This window comes from Bartonella sp. AP150HLJHH, assembly GCF_042196385.1.
GTDB lineage: Bacteria > Pseudomonadota > Alphaproteobacteria > Rhizobiales > Rhizobiaceae > Bartonella.
This window is the reverse complement of sequence record NZ_JBHIQC010000015.1, coordinates 26,604-41,778: the sequence shown is the minus strand read 5'-3', so window position 1 is coordinate 41,778 and position 15,175 is coordinate 26,604. Positions and strand designations below refer to the sequence as shown.

The window sequence follows — 15,175 nt, the reverse complement described above, 5'->3', positions numbered from 1 at the left end:
TAGCTATAGAGGCGATAAAAAAGCTTCAAAAAGATGAGGGATAGAGGCAAAAAACTCAATAGAATCAAGATTCACCTTTTCCCTTATATTAGACATAACTATTTTATTTTACTTGCTTTTTATTTGCCTAATGAATATACTAACAACTTCATGACATTGGTAAAATTATCCGGCGGGCTATTATTAAAAGAATCAGAAAGTTTTTTGTAAAATTCTTTCCACAAACATTTTTTTCAATAAAGTCACCTAATTAATCAGCCTTAACTTTAGCAAAGATATAAGGCATGTGTTTCATTTATTAAAGCAAATTCTTTTCTTTCAAAAGGTTATAGCCTTCTATCTAACAGCGTTTTTGCTGTAAAATTCAAATTATCTATCTACTCAACTAAAGAACTTTTATTGTTTAGCTTTTGTGCTTTTTTCAAAGAGATGTGGGCTTTCAAGAATAAGCTTTTCTCGTGCTTTTTGTAACTGTTTAATGACTTCATCAATCTTTGACGGAGAACAAAAAGATTCTTGGCTATTCAACAAATGCAGCCTCTCCTTTCCCTCATATAAACATTGCATCTGAGATTGAAGTATTCTAACTTCTTGAAAAAAAAGACGTCCTGTTTCCTTAAAACCATTATTAAGTGCAAAAAGTTGATCAGAAATGGATAGCAGAATTTGTTTTAAAAAACGCTCATTTTCTTGGCGTTTACGATATTCTAAAATAAGAGCATGGCTTATCTCATCTAACTGTTTTTTTGTAGAATCAATTTGACGCAATAAATTTGGTTTTTCCCCCATATCACCTTTTCTCACCTTCACAAGCATAGCATGAATGTCTAATAACTTAATTGCGGAATGAGACAAATAATCAACAACTGTAGGCGTATTAACATAGCGTTTCCGTGCAATCATCACAAACTCACCTAATGACTGTTTTTTACATTCATCCCGCTATTTATTTTTCATTTTACAAGACCATTCTAAAGAAAGTGCTAAAAAATATTACCTCCAATACATTATTCGATGGAGCCCCTTCTCTCTTTTCACGATCAACGTGGAATCCGTGGAGAGAGAAAACGTACAGGTGTATAAAGGATAAGATGTGTTGTTTTTTCCAACACACTACTACCATCAGCAAGAAGGGCTTGACTAGGTGACAATTCTGTACCTTGCATAATTGTGGAAGCCAAAGAACCTTCTCGAGAAAGAGCCATCAACGTTGGCGAAGATGCAAAGACATTGTGTGCTCCCCCATCCACATGAGAAAAATCAAGAACAGCTATTCCATTTTTACGCAACATTTCAATATCTGAGCCATCGCCCACACGATGATGTCCACCCGTAAGACGTCCTGAAACCGCAAGAGCTTTATCTGCTCTGGATACTAAAATAGCGGTTGGCTGCGGAAGTTTTTTTATATCATTAAGTTGGCGCTCAAATACATCAACATCAATATCTGGTGCAGCCATTAATAAACTTGTAATACGACGAATAGGCCTATATTTTCCCTGTAACGCTAACGTTCTAAATGCTTCCATTATAACAAAATTGCCCATAGAATGTGCAATAACCGAAATTTGATCAGCATTGGTTTCACTAATAAGTGTTAAAAGCTCTATCAATCCGTCACGGGCAAAATTAGCACTGTCACGATCATAAATATAAAGAGGAACTGATCCGGCCGAAGGCCAAGAATAATGCACAGCGACAACATTTAAAGAATAATCGTGTGTAAACTGTGCTGTACGAAATGTACCATCTGCAAAATTATTATTATACCCATGGATAAAAAGAAAAATTTCTCTTTTTCCTTTTGGCTTTTTTGCTAAAGCAGCATTTAATTGCTGTTTAAACTGTTCTTTATTATCGTATTTTTGCAATGCTACTGCTGCAAAATACTTATCATGTGTAGGTTTATAGGCATTTATTTCAACAACTCCCTTTACATGTTGCTGAGGAATTCCTACGTCAACACGATTATAATGAACTTTATTTGATCGCTCTGCACCATAAGGTTGAGCGTAATTATTTTGCATCATACGACTCGTTGCAACATACACTGGAACGATGGCTTTTGGAGAAACTGGTTTCCCTTCAACTTCCCTTTCTACGGCAGTCATAGAAGGTGTTGCATGCACCCCATGCCAAAGTACAGCACGTGAATCACTACACGCTGATAATAAAGAAATACAAATAAGAAGTGTTAAATATCTCAGAATCATTATACTTCTCACTGCAACTTCACCCCACCTTATAAAAATATAACATTTCAAATGCATAGATAAAGTAATAAAAAACGAAATATTATTGGCAACACACCAACAAATAACATACAAAAAGATTTTTCTATAATGCCTATAAATCCCCTCTCTCTAACATAACTTCATCTCACTATGGAGAGACTCACTGCGAACTGGTGCGGTCGAGAAGACTCGAACTTCCACGGGTTGCCCCACAGCGACCTCAACGCTGCGCGTCTACCAATTCCGCCACGACCGCACGTGGAAAGAAAAAATCTTGGTTTTTAGCCTTTAACAAATCATAAAGAAAGGTACAAGCCAATTTTCTTTTTCTCATAATTTATTTTATCCGGATGCTTTATAACTTAATAGAGATTACGAGAAATGTGGGCTTTACTATGACCTTTGAACCATCATCATAAAATGTGCTTGTGCCGCTTGATCTTTTTCATAATAACCATGAAAGTTTTTTGTAATTGTTGTAGAGCCCTGTTTTTGGATTCCTCTCATAGCCATACACATGTGCTCAGCCTCAATCAATACTGCTACACCATGAGGCTTCAGATACGTTTTTAACGCGTGAGCCACTTGCGCTGTCATAGCTTCTTGAGTTTGTAAACGACGAGCAAAAATATCTACAACACGTACAATTTTTGAAAGACCAACAATTTTTGCATTAGGAAGATATGCTATGTGTGCTTTCCCAATAATTGGGATCATGTGATGCTCACAGTGTGAATAAAAAGGTATATTCTTTACGATTACGGCTTCATTGTATCCTGAAACCTCTTCAAAAACTGTACCTAAGGTTTCTTTAACCGATTGACTATAACCATTAAAAAGCTCGCGATATGCCTTGGCTATACGTTTTGGAGTATCTAAAAGCCCTTCTCTATTTGGATTTTCCCCTATCCATAAGAGTAATGTACGAATCGCTTCTTCCACCTTTTCAATACTCGGACGCTTTTCTTCAGATAAATTTGTGTCTTCTTTAACAACATTACGCATTCAAAAACTCCAAGCTTACTCTATACAAAGCATTTGCTCCATACCTATCTCATTTTGTATAATCTCTATATAAGCGAATTAAAAGTTTAAACAATCACGACTTTCAAAATTTCAGGCAATAGCGCATGATTGATACTATCTATAATGATAAAATACTTAAATATGCTGCACATATAGGCAAAATTGGGCGTCTTAATAATCCTGATGCAACATCAAGAAAACATGCACACCTTTGTGGTTCGACAATCACTGTAGATTTAAAAGTGGAAAATGGTATTATTACCGATTTTGCTCACGAAATACATGCATGTGTGCTAGGGCAAGCTTCAGCTTCACTTTTAGCATCTCATATCATCGGACAAACAACTCAAGATCTTAAAATATTGCGTGAAGTTATCTACCAAATGCTAACGCAAAATGGTCCTTCTCCTCAAGCTCCATTTGAGGATTTTTCTTGCTTACAGCCCATTAAAGACTATAAAGTGCGCCATGCAGCAACACTACTACCCTTTGATGCAATGATAGACTGCATTCAAAAAATTGAAGAAAAATAAATGTTCAAATCACAATCTAGACAAAAAAAGTTGACTCGGAATTACACAGGCACTTGGCAAAAAACACCCGGACGATTATTGGGTATTTCCTTAATACGTTTCTATCAAATAACACTTTCGAGCCTTATAGGTAATCAGTGCCGCCATGCTCCGACTTGTTCAGAATATACATATGAAGCGATAGCACGCCATGGGCTTTGGGCTGGTGCATGGATGGGACTCTTTCGTATCATGCGTTGTGGGCCCTTTGGAACAGATGGCTTTGATCCAGTCCCTCCATCGCTTGGAAATTCTTGCTGTTTTTATAAACCTTGGCGTTACTGGAAAATTTCTGACAAACACAACAAATAATCCTTTTCTTTTTTCACATGTATTGATAAAAAATTAGTCTATAAGCTTTTTACTCAATTTTCACGAAACCATCCGCAATCGTTAGCGGAATTGGATTAAGAGGGTGTTTTTATGTCTTGCTCTATTTCTCTTTTTTTTCCCGATGGTTCAAAACGTAATTACCCCGCCGAAATGACAGGCTTGGAATTAGCAGAATCTATTTCTAAATCACTTGCAAAAAAAGCAGTCGCCTATAGTCTTGATGGTATCACGCGAGACTTATCGGATCCATTGGGACAATCTGGTCAAGTAGAGATTATTACCCGAGAAGATTCACGCGCTCTTGAGCTCATAAGGCATGATTGCGCCCATGTCCTTGCTGAAGCAGTGCAAGAGCTCTTTCCTGAAACGCAAGTAACAATAGGTCCTGTCATTGAGAACGGATTCTATTATGATTTTGCACGCCAACAACCTTTCACATTAGATGATCTCACCGTCATTGAAAAGAAAATGCGTGAAATTATCCAACGCAATAAACCTTTTAGAAAAGAAATTTGGTCTCGTGAAAAAGCAAGAAAAGTTTTTTCTGAGAAAAAGGAATTTTATAAAGTTGAACTTATTGATAGCATTCCTGAAAATCAAGATTTAAAAATCTATTATCAAGGGGAGTGGTTTGATCTTTGTCGCGGACCGCACATGCAATCTACAGGGCAAATTGGGAATGCTTTCAAATTAATGAAAGTTGCAGGAGCTTATTGGCGTGGCGATGCCAATAATCCAATGCTCACGAGAATTTATGGAACAGCATTTGCAAATGAAAATGACTTAAAAGCCTACCTCCATATGCTAGAAGAAGCTGAAAAACGTGATCATCGCCGCTTGGGACGTGAAATGGACTTATTTCACTTTCAAGAAGAAGGGCCAGGAATGATTTTTTGGCACAAAAAAGGTTGGAAAATGTTCCAAAATTTGATCAGCTATATGCGTAGACGCCTTGATGATCATCAATATGCTGAAGTTAATGCACCACAAGTTCTCGATAGGTCACTCTGGGAAATATCTGGCCATTGGGGTTGGTATAAGGAGAATATGTTCAAAGTAATTTCAGCAGAAGAAGATTCAGATCATGGGAATGTTTATGCCCTTAAACCAATGAACTGCCCTGGTCATGTGCAAATTTTTAAACATGGTTTAAAATCTTATCGTGATTTGCCTATTAGACTTGCTGAATTTGGACTTGTTCATCGTTATGAGCCTTCAGGCTCTTTACATGGTCTTATGCGTGTGCGTGGTTTTACACAAGATGATGCGCATATTTTTTGTACTGATGAACAATTAGCCGATGAATGTCTCAGTATTAATGATCTTATTTTATCAACTTATGCCGATTTTGGTTTTAAAGAAATTAGTCTTAAGCTTTCAACCCGTCCAGAAAAACGAGTTGGATCTGATGCATTATGGGATCATGCAGAAAGTATCATGGAATCTGTCCTTAAAACGATTGAAACAAAATTTGCAGGACAAATCAAAACAAGCATCCTTCCAGGTGAAGGAGCATTTTATGGTCCAAAATTTGAATATACATTAAAGGATGCTATCGGTCGTGAATGGCAATGTGGAACAACACAAATAGACTTTAATCTCCCTGAACGTTTTGGTGCATTCTATATTGATAAAGATTCAGAAAAACGTCAACCTGTTATGATCCACCGTGCTATTTTGGGATCAATGGAGCGTTTTCTTGGTATATTAATTGAAAATTTTGCTGGACATATGCCACTTTGGCTTGCTCCTGAACAAATTGTTGTTGCAACAATTACATCCGAAGCAAATGAATATGCCAAAAAAATAACAGCAAAACTTAAAGCTGTTGGGCTTTCCGCAACAATAGATCTCCGCAATGAAAAAATTAATTATAAAATACGAGAACATTCTTTACAAAAAGTCCCCGTAATTTTGGTATGTGGCAAACGTGAAGCTGAAACAAACAGCGTAAATATGCGCCGCTTAGGAAGTACAAATCAAACCCTTTTATCTGTAGAAGATGTGATTAAACAACTCTCAAATGAAGCAACACCTCCAGATTTGCAACGTGTAATAAATGCATAATATCACGGAAGATGGTAATACGTTAATTTTTTACTATAAATCTTCAGTTTTTGTACAAAATGAAATAATTTGATATTGTAGTGTGTTTTTGTTTCATGCACAATGACCTGTCACCAGAAAGAATAACGTGCTCTCTCTCTACAAGGTGGATTGGTGAAAAAGTTGAATATAAGCTATGAGCTGTTTAAATGCAAAAATCATAGACAATTGAATATTAATAATAACATTAATCTTTTACCTTTATAATAAAAAAATTCTGCTATTATCATGGATAGATCATTACAATAATTATAGCAACATCAAGCAAGAAAACTGAAAACAAGATTATATTTATTAATAAAAAATATGTAAAATTAGCTGAACAATGGTATTTCTTATTCGTAAGATAAGCCCTTATAAAAAGGACAAGATATTGATTTATAATGATAATATATTGTTATTCATATTAAATAAGGTTTCGAATATCATAGGCTTCTCTTATTTTTAATATGTTTATGTTGAATCTATCAAAATCATTTGCTTGCACGAAACAAGCGGAATGAGTGTGTGGATAAAAATTATTGAGAAAGGACTTTTAAAATGCCTACAATGAACCGCCTAAAGTGCTAAGAATTGTTGCAGTCATTGAGAACAGGCTATAATTATAATGATGATGCCGACTTGAACCTTCATAAGTATAAAAATAGCGGTACTCAACGAATTTACCATTAATCATTCACGAGGCATTATGGTAAAATAAGATTAAGAAGCCTGAAGAAACATCTCTTTAAAACAAGCACATGAATTGGTAAGCTAATGGCATTCTACATCCCGCAATCTACACTGATGAGATATTACCTTAATTTTTATAAAGCCAAATCAAAAAAAATGGCAAAACTCAGCGTTTATTCTTTCTCTTCTTCATATTTTACCAAATGAAAAACTCTTATAAAAAACTCGTTAAATATACACATACGATATATGACTACTCGTTGAACGTATAAAATTCTGGGCACATCCATAAAACATCTAAATATCTACGAAACACATATAAAATAAAAAAATATTATTATCGTGCTCTATCAAGAACACGCTTACATTCAATGAGTTCAAACAGAATTTCTTGTAACAATGCTTTATCAGTTTTATCTTTGTAAAGATTCACAGAACCGACAGATGTTTCTCCCTCATTCCTCATGAAACTCAAAAGCCCAAAAGAAGATTTCTTAGGCTTATTGCTAGCATTTTCAGAAGTTTGTACTGCATGTTTCTTCTCTATGACCACATTCATAGCATCAAGATCACCATTACCCAATGCAGTCACAAAAGCAACACCATTTTCTTTCAAAAGGCGTTGCACACCTTTTATCGTATAACCCTGATCATATAGTAACTGCTTAATACCATTGAGCAAATCAACATCGACCGGACGATAATAGCGCCTTCCTCCCCCACGTTTCATTGGTTTAATCTGCCTAAAACGTGTTTCCCAAAATCTTAAGACATGCTGCGGAAGCTCCAATAACTCCGCTACTTCGCTAATTGTGCGAAAAGCATCAGAGCTTTTATCCATTTTGTAACACCTTATTTAAAACAAAATAAATTACTTCACAATGACTCATTCTGTCTCAATTTCTCAACAAGATTAGTCAAAAATAAGACCATCATTGATACCTTACTCACCAGTCTTTTTCTAAAAAATAAAGACCCTTATTTTATACATTTCTTTAACAAATACCAAACATACCATGGCATTTATTTATGAGATATCATTTTTTCTGTTTTGCACGATGCGAATCTAAAATTCTCTGTTTAAGGACATTGGCAGCCTTAAACGTCACAACACGTCGCGGCGGAATCGGTGCTTCAACACCTGTTTTTGGATTGCGTCCAACACGTTCATTTTTACTGCGAACCTGAAAAGTTGCAAAAGAAGATAATTTAACCGCTTCACCTCTTACAAGTGAGTTGCAAATCTCATCCAAAACCAATTCGACTAAAGCTGCTGATTCAGTATGTGACAAGCCCACTCTTTTACAAACTACGCTCGCTAAATCTGCACGCGTTACTGTCTTACTTGTCATTATAACCACCTATTAAAATATTAAAAATTACAAAATGACTTATACGTTTTCTTGAAATATGGTCAAGTAGCCATAATTTACCAACGAATAAGAATTGCTCCCCATGTAAATCCACCTCCCATGGCTTCTAACATGATAAGATCTCCTTCTTTTATTTTTCCATCGCAAACAGCTGTTGTTAAAGCCAACGGAACTGATGCAGCAGACGTATTACCATGTTGATCAACGGTAATCACAACTTTATCTAGTGAAATTCCCAGCTTTTTAGCAGATGCTTCAATAATGCGCTTATTAGCCTGATGAGGTACAAACCAATCTAGTTGTGAAGAATCCATACCTGCAGCTGCAAAACAATCATCAACCACATCCGTTATCATACCAACAGCATATTTAAAAACTTCTCGTCCTTCCATACGCAAATAGCCTGTCGTTTGTGTTGTTGAAGGTCCACCATCAACATATAGCTTATCTATATAAGCACCATTAGAACGCAATTTCGCAGACAATATACCACGCTCAAAAGCAATACCCCCCTCAGTTTCTAGTGCTTCCAAAATAACAGCACCAGCACCATCACCAAACAATACACATGTCGTACGATCTTCCCAATCTAAAATTCGAGAAAATGTATCGGATCCAATAACTAAAATTCTTTTAGCTCCCCCACACCGTAAATAAGAATCTCCTGTTGTTAAAGCAAAAATAAAACCAGAGCAAACAGCTTGAATATCAAAAGCAAATCCATGGCTCATTCCCAAAGCATGCTGAATTTCAACAGCAGAAGCAGGAAAAGTACGATTCGGGGTGGACGTTGCTAAAATAATACAATCGATGTCTTTTATTGTTAAACCAGCATTTGTAAGTGCTGCTTGCGCAGCCTCAACTCCTAAAGAAAAAGTTGTTTCATTTTCACTGGCAATATAACGTTGGCGTATTCCTGTACGCTGAACAATCCATGAATCTGACGTTTCAACAAACTTTGCAATCTCTTCATTTGATAAACTTCTTTTCGGCAAAGCACTTCCTACACCACGTATAATTGACCGAATCATTCAGCTCTTACCTTTTCTTCAAATTTTTCATTTCTATTATAAGAGCTTATCATAAGGACTCTCCATTCATCACCACTTCATCTTCTTGGTCAAAAAGTGTTTCTTTATTTTCATGAAATCGCCGTAAATCAGCCGTTATTTTTTGTAAAAGTCCATTATTAACCATTTTATAACCAACACGGATAGCAGAAGCAAAGCCATTAGCGTTAGCACTGCCATGACTTTTTATAACAACACCATTCAAACCTAAAAGCACTCCTCCATTCACCCTATCAGGATCCATTTTATGTTTCAGTATACGAAAAGCACCCCGTGATAAAAAATAACCAAGAGATGTTAAAAAAGAACTGCGCATTGCAGAGTTTAAAATCTCTCCTATCTGTCGCGCGGTTCCTTCTGCGGTTTTTAAAGCAATATTACCAGAAAACCCCTCTGTCACAACAACATCGACTGTTCCTTTTCCAATGTCATTGCCCTCAACAAATCCTTTATATTCCAATCCTTCTAATTGCACTTCACGCAATATCATTCCTGCTTTTTTTATTTCATAAAGTCCTTTAACCTCTTCCACCCCCACATTTAAAAGCCCAACACTTGGTCTTTCAGTGTGATATAAAGCGCGAAACATACCTGCTCCCATAACCGCCAAATCAACCAACTGACTAGCAGAGGCACCAATTGTTGCTCCAATATCTAAAACAATACTCTCACTGCGCAGTGTTGGCCAGATACCCGCAATACCAGGACGTTCAGCCTCTGCAAGCATTTTCAAACAAAAATAAGACATGGCCATGAGTGCACCCGTATTACCAGCAGAAATGCAAGCATCAGCTTCACCATTTTTTACCGCTTCAATGGCGTACCACATTGATGATTTACCACGTCCATTACGAAGTGCTTGGCTTGGCTTTTCATCCATGCGTGTATAACTTTCTGTAGGGCAAAAGCGCGATACAGAATCCAAACAGGGATATTTTTTTAAAACCGGACGAACAGCCTCCTCTACTCCATAAAATAGAAAATAAATATTTGATAAATATTTTTGTACAATTGCTGCTCCTGCAATAGCTGCTTCTGGACCGTAATCACCGCCCATGACATCCACAGAAATTCTAATCACGCTTGCATATCCCACATCTTCTCATTTACATCTTTAAATACATATTATGATTTTTAGCTCCTGAATACTCACACAGCACATCTTGCGAAAATCGCTCCGCAGAAAATACCGTTTAGCATACAATAGATATTTTTTGTATGCTTTTACAATCACTTCCAATTTTTCAAAACAGAAAATGGAGAGAATTTTCGCTCTGCTTCTTCTAAATTTTCAACCATATTCATCTTTATCCCTTCTTTACGTGGATAATGATTAATAGACAACTCAAAAAACTCTTCCATGATTGCGCCAATATCAATTTTATCATCATAAAACACTTCAGGAGTATCAAGCCCCTCCACATCTAAAAACAATTCCCCTGTATCCTCTGATATTTGGGGCTTCATCAAATTTGAATCTTCAGGAACAAAAACAACCTCAATATTTTCACAAAGGATATTTTCTAATGGTTCTAATGTAACAACACATAACTGTAGTATACGCGCTTGCAACAGACCTTTTATACGCACTCCGCGTTTTTTCCACGGGAAAATATGGAATTTTCCCTCACAAGATTTTACTTCAATTAAATCATGGTTCTGGGCTAAATGTGTACATTCTTTTTTGTTTGCACAAAAATGAACCCTTATACCTTTAGCAGGTAGAGAACGTACAGATATTGGATAAGCCAAAGCAAATGTCATTTGAGGAACATTTTGAACATTCATTGACAACTCCCAAACATAAAAACGCGTAAAGCACTATGTTTTTATTTATCTCAAGTATTTATGCATTTTTTTCTTTTCTAAAGAAATTCTATATGGCATAATTTGCTTTATAACAGGGAAACTCAGTGTAAGCTACGGTAGATTAAGTTAAAATTAGAAAAAACTTGAGGTTGCCTTCTTGTCCTACATCTCAGTATAAAAAGGAGATACCATTGTTTCAAATGCCTCACATAATAGCCTTAATCAAACGTAAATTATTGATTGGTCTATCAATAGCAAGCATAGGAATGCTTGCTGGGTGTAGCCTTCTTGATTCTTCAGGTTCGAGCCAAATTTATAGAGAGGGCTATGTTCTTGATAAAAATGCTCTAAGTTCTATCTCTATTGGCTCAAGTCAAGAGCAAGTTCTTTTAACTTTAGGGACCCCTTCATTAAAAACAAAATATGATAATGAAGTTTTTTATTACATCTCACAGACACGTTATCGTGGGATGCAGTTTATGAAAACAAAGATTATTGATCGCAAAGTTTTAGCCATTTACTTCAATAAAAATAATCAGGTTGCAAAAGTTGCAAATTACGGATTACAAGACGGTCAAGTGTTTGATTTTATTACACAAACAACGCCAACTGTAACGAAAGAACATCCTTTCTTAATTCAAATTATAAAAGGCCCTGCGAATTTGCCACCCCATAACTAAATTATATAGTCTGCATACCGTTTCAATATTATAGGTCTGATAATATCAGATCTATAATAGGGGGATTTGTAGCTCTTAGAGGCGGACTTTTTTTGCCATACTGTCGAGAACTGCATTAACAAGTTTTGGCTCATCACCTTCAAAAAACGCCTTTGCTATGTCAACATATTCATTCATGACAACTGCAACGGGAACATCTTTACGGTTGATCAACTCCCATAAACCTGCTCGTAAAATTGCTCGCAATATAGAATCAAGACGTGAAAGAGACCACTCTGCAGAAAGCTGTTGATGAAGCAGCGGATCAAGCTGCTTTTGATCTTTTACAACACCCGTTATAATAGCCAAAAACCATTGAAAATCAGCTTCAAGATATTGGTCTCCATCAATATCTTTTCCCAAACGATAAGCCTCATACTCAGCTGCCGTTTCCATCACCCCCGAACCCACGATATCCATTTGATAGAGTGCTTGAACTGCAGCGAGTCTTGCTGCTCCACGTTTATTGGCTGAACGCGAAAAATGTCTGCTTTTTATATCAGCCATATTTAACGATTATCTCCAAATCTCTTTTTTAGAGCGATCATACATAAAGCAGCTTCAGCCGCAAAACCACCTTTATTTTTATCATCTAGTTTTGCACGCACCCATGCTTGTTCTTCATTTTCAACAGTCAAAATACCATTTCCAATAGCCAAGTGCTGATGAACAGTTAAATCCATCAATGCACGACAAGAATCATTAGCAACAATTTCAAAGTGATATGTTTCACCCCGAATAACACAACCAAGAGCAACATAACCATCATACGATATCTTGTTTTGTTCAGCAAAAGCTATTGCACTTGGTATTTCTAATGCTCCAGGAACCGTTACAACATCATAACTTGCTTCAGCTTTTTGCAAAGTATTCACTGCACCTCTCAAAAGCGCATCAGAAATCCCCTCATAAAAACGTGCTTCAACAATCAATACGTGAGGCTTTTTACGTATCTCTTTCATCATAATGGAATTCCACAAAAAACGAATCAAAAAAATCAAGGTTATAAAGCATAAAATTCTGAAAACAATCAATAGAGTGTTGGCTTATTCACCTTCTCTTTTTAAAGTAAAAAGCTTTGCAGCATAACGAGCAAGTTGATCAATTTCCAAATTGACCCGATCTCCAATTTTAGCTTGTCCCCACGTTGTCATTTCAAGTGTATGGCGAATAATAAGAACATCAAAAACACAATCCTCAACACCATTAACAGTCAAAGATGTCCCATTAAGAGCAATAGATCCCTTATTAACAATGAAAGGCATAAATTGTCTTGAAACTTTTAAATAAAAGCGAATTGCATCCCCTTCATTTTTTTGATCAATGATTTCAGCCAAACCATCAATATGACCAGAAACTAAATGTCCTCCCATTTCATCACCCAATCGAAGCGAACGTTCCAAATTAACAAAAGTTCCTTTTATCCATTGTACAAGATTCGTTAAACGTAATGTTTCTTCCCACGCCTCGACAACAAACCAATTGGAATCTTCTTGCTTTAATCCTCGCTCTACAATTGTCAGACAAATTCCTGAACAAGCAATTGACGCCCCAATTGCTAAGCTTTCTATAGCATAGCGGGTAGAAATCTTTAAACGAATCCCCTGCTTTAAAGGTTGAACATCTTCAACACAACCAATATCCGTTATAATTCCTGTGAACATAATGTCTTACGTCTCCACTTATAAAAACGGTCATTTCCAAACATTCTTGTCTCAATCTCATGAAACTGCGAGAGATAATTTCCAAAATGAGGGGCTTCAATACGATTTTTGCCTAAAACAATGGGGGTATGAAAACATATCAAATGATCAACACAACCAGCATTCAAAAATTTTTCCCCTGTCTTGACACCCCCTTCCAATAAAACACTATTAATCCCATGTTTATAAAGCATCTGTAAAAGAGCAAAGGGTTCTACACAACCATTATTCATCTCGACCGAATAAACAGACACACCATATTGCTCCAATGCATTTTTTTTGCTTTTCTTTGAAATATCCACATCACAAATAACCCATGTAGGAATTTTTATGGCTGTTTGGACAACTTTTGCATCAAGGGGGATAGATAAATCTGCATCCAAAATAATACGAATTGGTGAGCGCATCTCCATCCCTGGCAAGCGGCAATTGAGTTGTGGATCATCTGCTAATATAGTACCAATACCAACGAGGATAGCATTATTTTGAGCACGTAGAATATGCGTATGGGCATGAGAAAGTGTTCCACTAATTTTTACGCTGCCCTTCTCTCTTTTTCCAACACCATTATCGGCAGAAATTGCCATTTTAAAAGTGACCGCACAGCGTTGTATCTTCCTTATGCACCAATGCGTCCATAAGGATTCAAAAGCCTCTTCAGCTAAAATGCCCTCAACCACTTCAATACCCGCCGCTCGCAAAAGAGCAATACCATGACCATCAACACGCTTGTCACAATCAGTCAGCGCAACAACAACTCGAGAAACACCTGAATCAATAAGCGCATTCACACACGGCGAAGTTTTTCCATAATGCGCACAAGGTTCTAAAGTAACATAAGCTGTCGCTCCTTGAGCCAAAGAACCTGCCATGTGTAAAGCTTGCACTTCCGCATGAGGACTCCCATGAATAGCTGTTACGCCATAGCCAACAATAAAAGCCCCCACAGCACCATTATCGTTTCGCACAATTAACGTACCAACGGAAGGATTCTCACCTGTAAGACCGACATGACGTTCTGCTAAACGAATAGCTGCAGCCATAAACCGTTCATCTTGCACTTTTTTATTCATCAAAACGAGATTCTGTATCCGCGATACCCTTTGACAATTCATCTATAACATCGTGAAAATCGCTTGCATTACGAAAATCTCGATACACAGAAGCAAAACGAATATAAGCAATATCATCAATTCTTTTCAATGCTTCCATCACAAGATGCCCAATTTTTTCTGAAGAAATCTCTGGTTCTCCCAAACTTTCAAGCTGGCGTACAATGCCAGAAATTGCTCGTTCAATATGATCAGGATCAATATTGCGCTTACGTACAGCCACATCAACTGATCGCATTAACTTATCACGATCGAAGGGTTCACATCGTCCACTTTTTTTAGCAACCAAGAGCTCACGCAACTGAACACGTTCAAAAGTTGTAAAACGACCACCACAAACGGAACACACACGGCGGCGGCGAATCACTGCCCCCTCTTCTGCTGGACGAGAGTCTTTGACCTGTGTATCCTCATATTGGCAGTAAGGACAGCGCATCCTTTGTATC

17 protein-coding genes and 1 tRNA gene are annotated in these 15,175 nt (G+C 36.8%); 4 read left to right on the top strand and 14 right to left on the bottom strand.

What is annotated here, in order from left to right:
• Positions 1 to 396: 396 nt before the first annotated feature.
• The 4 genes from ACFING_RS07005 to folE form a co-directional block, all read right to left on the bottom strand.
• The gene (locus tag ACFING_RS07005) at positions 397 to 903 is read right to left on the bottom strand and encodes a hypothetical protein (protein ID WP_015856440.1); all 507 of its coding nucleotides are present in this window, start codon (positions 901 to 903) and stop codon (positions 397 to 399) included.
• Between the two features lie 137 nt (positions 904 to 1,040).
• Positions 1,041 to 2,213, bottom strand: a complete 1,173-nt coding sequence (locus ACFING_RS07000) for an alpha/beta hydrolase (protein WP_375607121.1) — start codon at positions 2,211 to 2,213, stop codon at positions 1,041 to 1,043.
• A gap of 192 nt (positions 2,214 to 2,405) precedes the next feature.
• Positions 2,406 to 2,490 (bottom strand) — tRNA-Leu (locus ACFING_RS06995).
• Between the two features lie 137 nt (positions 2,491 to 2,627).
• The gene (gene folE / locus ACFING_RS06990) at positions 2,628 to 3,239 is read right to left on the bottom strand and encodes a GTP cyclohydrolase I FolE (RefSeq protein ID WP_375621295.1); all 612 of its coding nucleotides are present in this window, start codon (positions 3,237 to 3,239) and stop codon (positions 2,628 to 2,630) included.
• 125 nt (positions 3,240 to 3,364) lie between these two features.
• On the opposite strand from folE, the gene ACFING_RS06985 reads away from it, so the two are divergent.
• From ACFING_RS06985 to thrS, 3 genes are all read left to right on the top strand, one after another.
• Complete coding sequence (locus tag ACFING_RS06985; RefSeq protein WP_375621296.1) at positions 3,365 to 3,793, top strand: iron-sulfur cluster assembly scaffold protein; 429 nt, start codon at positions 3,365 to 3,367, stop codon at positions 3,791 to 3,793.
• Positions 3,794 to 4,144 (top strand): membrane protein insertion efficiency factor YidD, encoded by a 351-nt coding sequence (gene yidD, locus ACFING_RS06980; protein ID WP_375630276.1) that lies wholly within the window; start codon positions 3,794 to 3,796, stop codon positions 4,142 to 4,144.
• 111 nt (positions 4,145 to 4,255) lie between these two features.
• On the top strand, positions 4,256 to 6,232 hold the full coding sequence (gene thrS, locus ACFING_RS06975; RefSeq protein WP_375621297.1) for a threonine--tRNA ligase: 1,977 nt from the start codon (positions 4,256 to 4,258) through the stop codon (positions 6,230 to 6,232).
• A 1,048-nt stretch (positions 6,233 to 7,280) separates the two neighbouring features.
• Here the strand turns inward: thrS and ACFING_RS06970 are convergent.
• The 5 genes from ACFING_RS06970 to ACFING_RS06950 form a co-directional block, all read right to left on the bottom strand.
• Positions 7,281 to 7,784 carry a MerR family transcriptional regulator gene (locus ACFING_RS06970; RefSeq protein ID WP_375621298.1) on the bottom strand — a complete coding sequence of 168 codons (504 nt, stop codon included), beginning with the start codon at positions 7,782 to 7,784 and terminating at the stop codon, positions 7,281 to 7,283.
• A 196-nt stretch (positions 7,785 to 7,980) separates the two neighbouring features.
• Positions 7,981 to 8,295, bottom strand: a complete 315-nt coding sequence (locus ACFING_RS06965; RefSeq protein WP_273791377.1) for an integration host factor subunit alpha — start codon at positions 8,293 to 8,295, stop codon at positions 7,981 to 7,983.
• Positions 8,296 to 8,372: 77 nt separating this feature from the next.
• On the bottom strand, positions 8,373 to 9,347 hold the full coding sequence (locus ACFING_RS06960; protein ID WP_375630275.1) for a beta-ketoacyl-ACP synthase III: 975 nt from the start codon (positions 9,345 to 9,347) through the stop codon (positions 8,373 to 8,375).
• Positions 9,348 to 9,396: 49 nt separating this feature from the next.
• Positions 9,397 to 10,467, bottom strand: a complete 1,071-nt coding sequence (gene plsX / locus ACFING_RS06955; protein ID WP_375611574.1) for a phosphate acyltransferase PlsX — start codon at positions 10,465 to 10,467, stop codon at positions 9,397 to 9,399.
• 149 nt (positions 10,468 to 10,616) lie between these two features.
• Positions 10,617 to 11,174: a DUF177 domain-containing protein gene (locus ACFING_RS06950; protein ID WP_375611573.1), complete on the bottom strand. Its 558-nt coding sequence runs from the start codon at positions 11,172 to 11,174 to the stop codon at positions 10,617 to 10,619.
• 221 nt (positions 11,175 to 11,395) lie between these two features.
• Here ACFING_RS06950 and ACFING_RS06945 point away from each other — a divergent pair, with 221 nt between their 5' ends.
• Positions 11,396 to 11,875 (top strand): outer membrane protein assembly factor BamE, encoded by a 480-nt coding sequence (locus tag ACFING_RS06945; protein ID WP_375607172.1) that lies wholly within the window; start codon positions 11,396 to 11,398, stop codon positions 11,873 to 11,875.
• Between the two features lie 75 nt (positions 11,876 to 11,950).
• On the opposite strand, the gene nusB is transcribed toward ACFING_RS06945, so the two are convergent.
• The 5 genes from nusB to nrdR all read right to left on the bottom strand — a co-directional run bounded on the left by nusB (position 11,951) and on the right by nrdR (position 15,165).
• A complete protein-coding gene (gene nusB, locus ACFING_RS06940) occupies positions 11,951 to 12,421 on the bottom strand; it encodes a transcription antitermination factor NusB (RefSeq protein WP_375621299.1) in 471 nt (156 codons plus the stop codon).
• 2 nt (positions 12,422 to 12,423) lie between these two features.
• A complete protein-coding gene (locus ACFING_RS06935; RefSeq protein WP_375621300.1) occupies positions 12,424 to 12,879 on the bottom strand; it encodes a 6,7-dimethyl-8-ribityllumazine synthase in 456 nt (151 codons plus the stop codon).
• Between the two features lie 81 nt (positions 12,880 to 12,960).
• A complete protein-coding gene (locus ACFING_RS06930; RefSeq protein ID WP_375621301.1) occupies positions 12,961 to 13,578 on the bottom strand; it encodes a riboflavin synthase in 618 nt (205 codons plus the stop codon).
• Entirely contained in the window at positions 13,560 to 14,690 is a 1,131-nt protein-coding gene (gene ribD, locus ACFING_RS06925) for a bifunctional diaminohydroxyphosphoribosylaminopyrimidine deaminase/5-amino-6-(5-phosphoribosylamino)uracil reductase RibD (protein ID WP_375613062.1), read from the bottom strand. The genes ACFING_RS06930 and ribD overlap by 19 nt, the downstream gene beginning before the upstream one ends.
• Positions 14,683 to 15,165 (bottom strand): transcriptional regulator NrdR, encoded by a 483-nt coding sequence (gene nrdR, locus ACFING_RS06920; protein ID WP_375611570.1) that lies wholly within the window; start codon positions 15,163 to 15,165, stop codon positions 14,683 to 14,685. The genes ribD and nrdR overlap by 8 nt, the downstream gene beginning before the upstream one ends.
• Between the last annotated feature and the right edge of the window lie 10 nt (positions 15,166 to 15,175).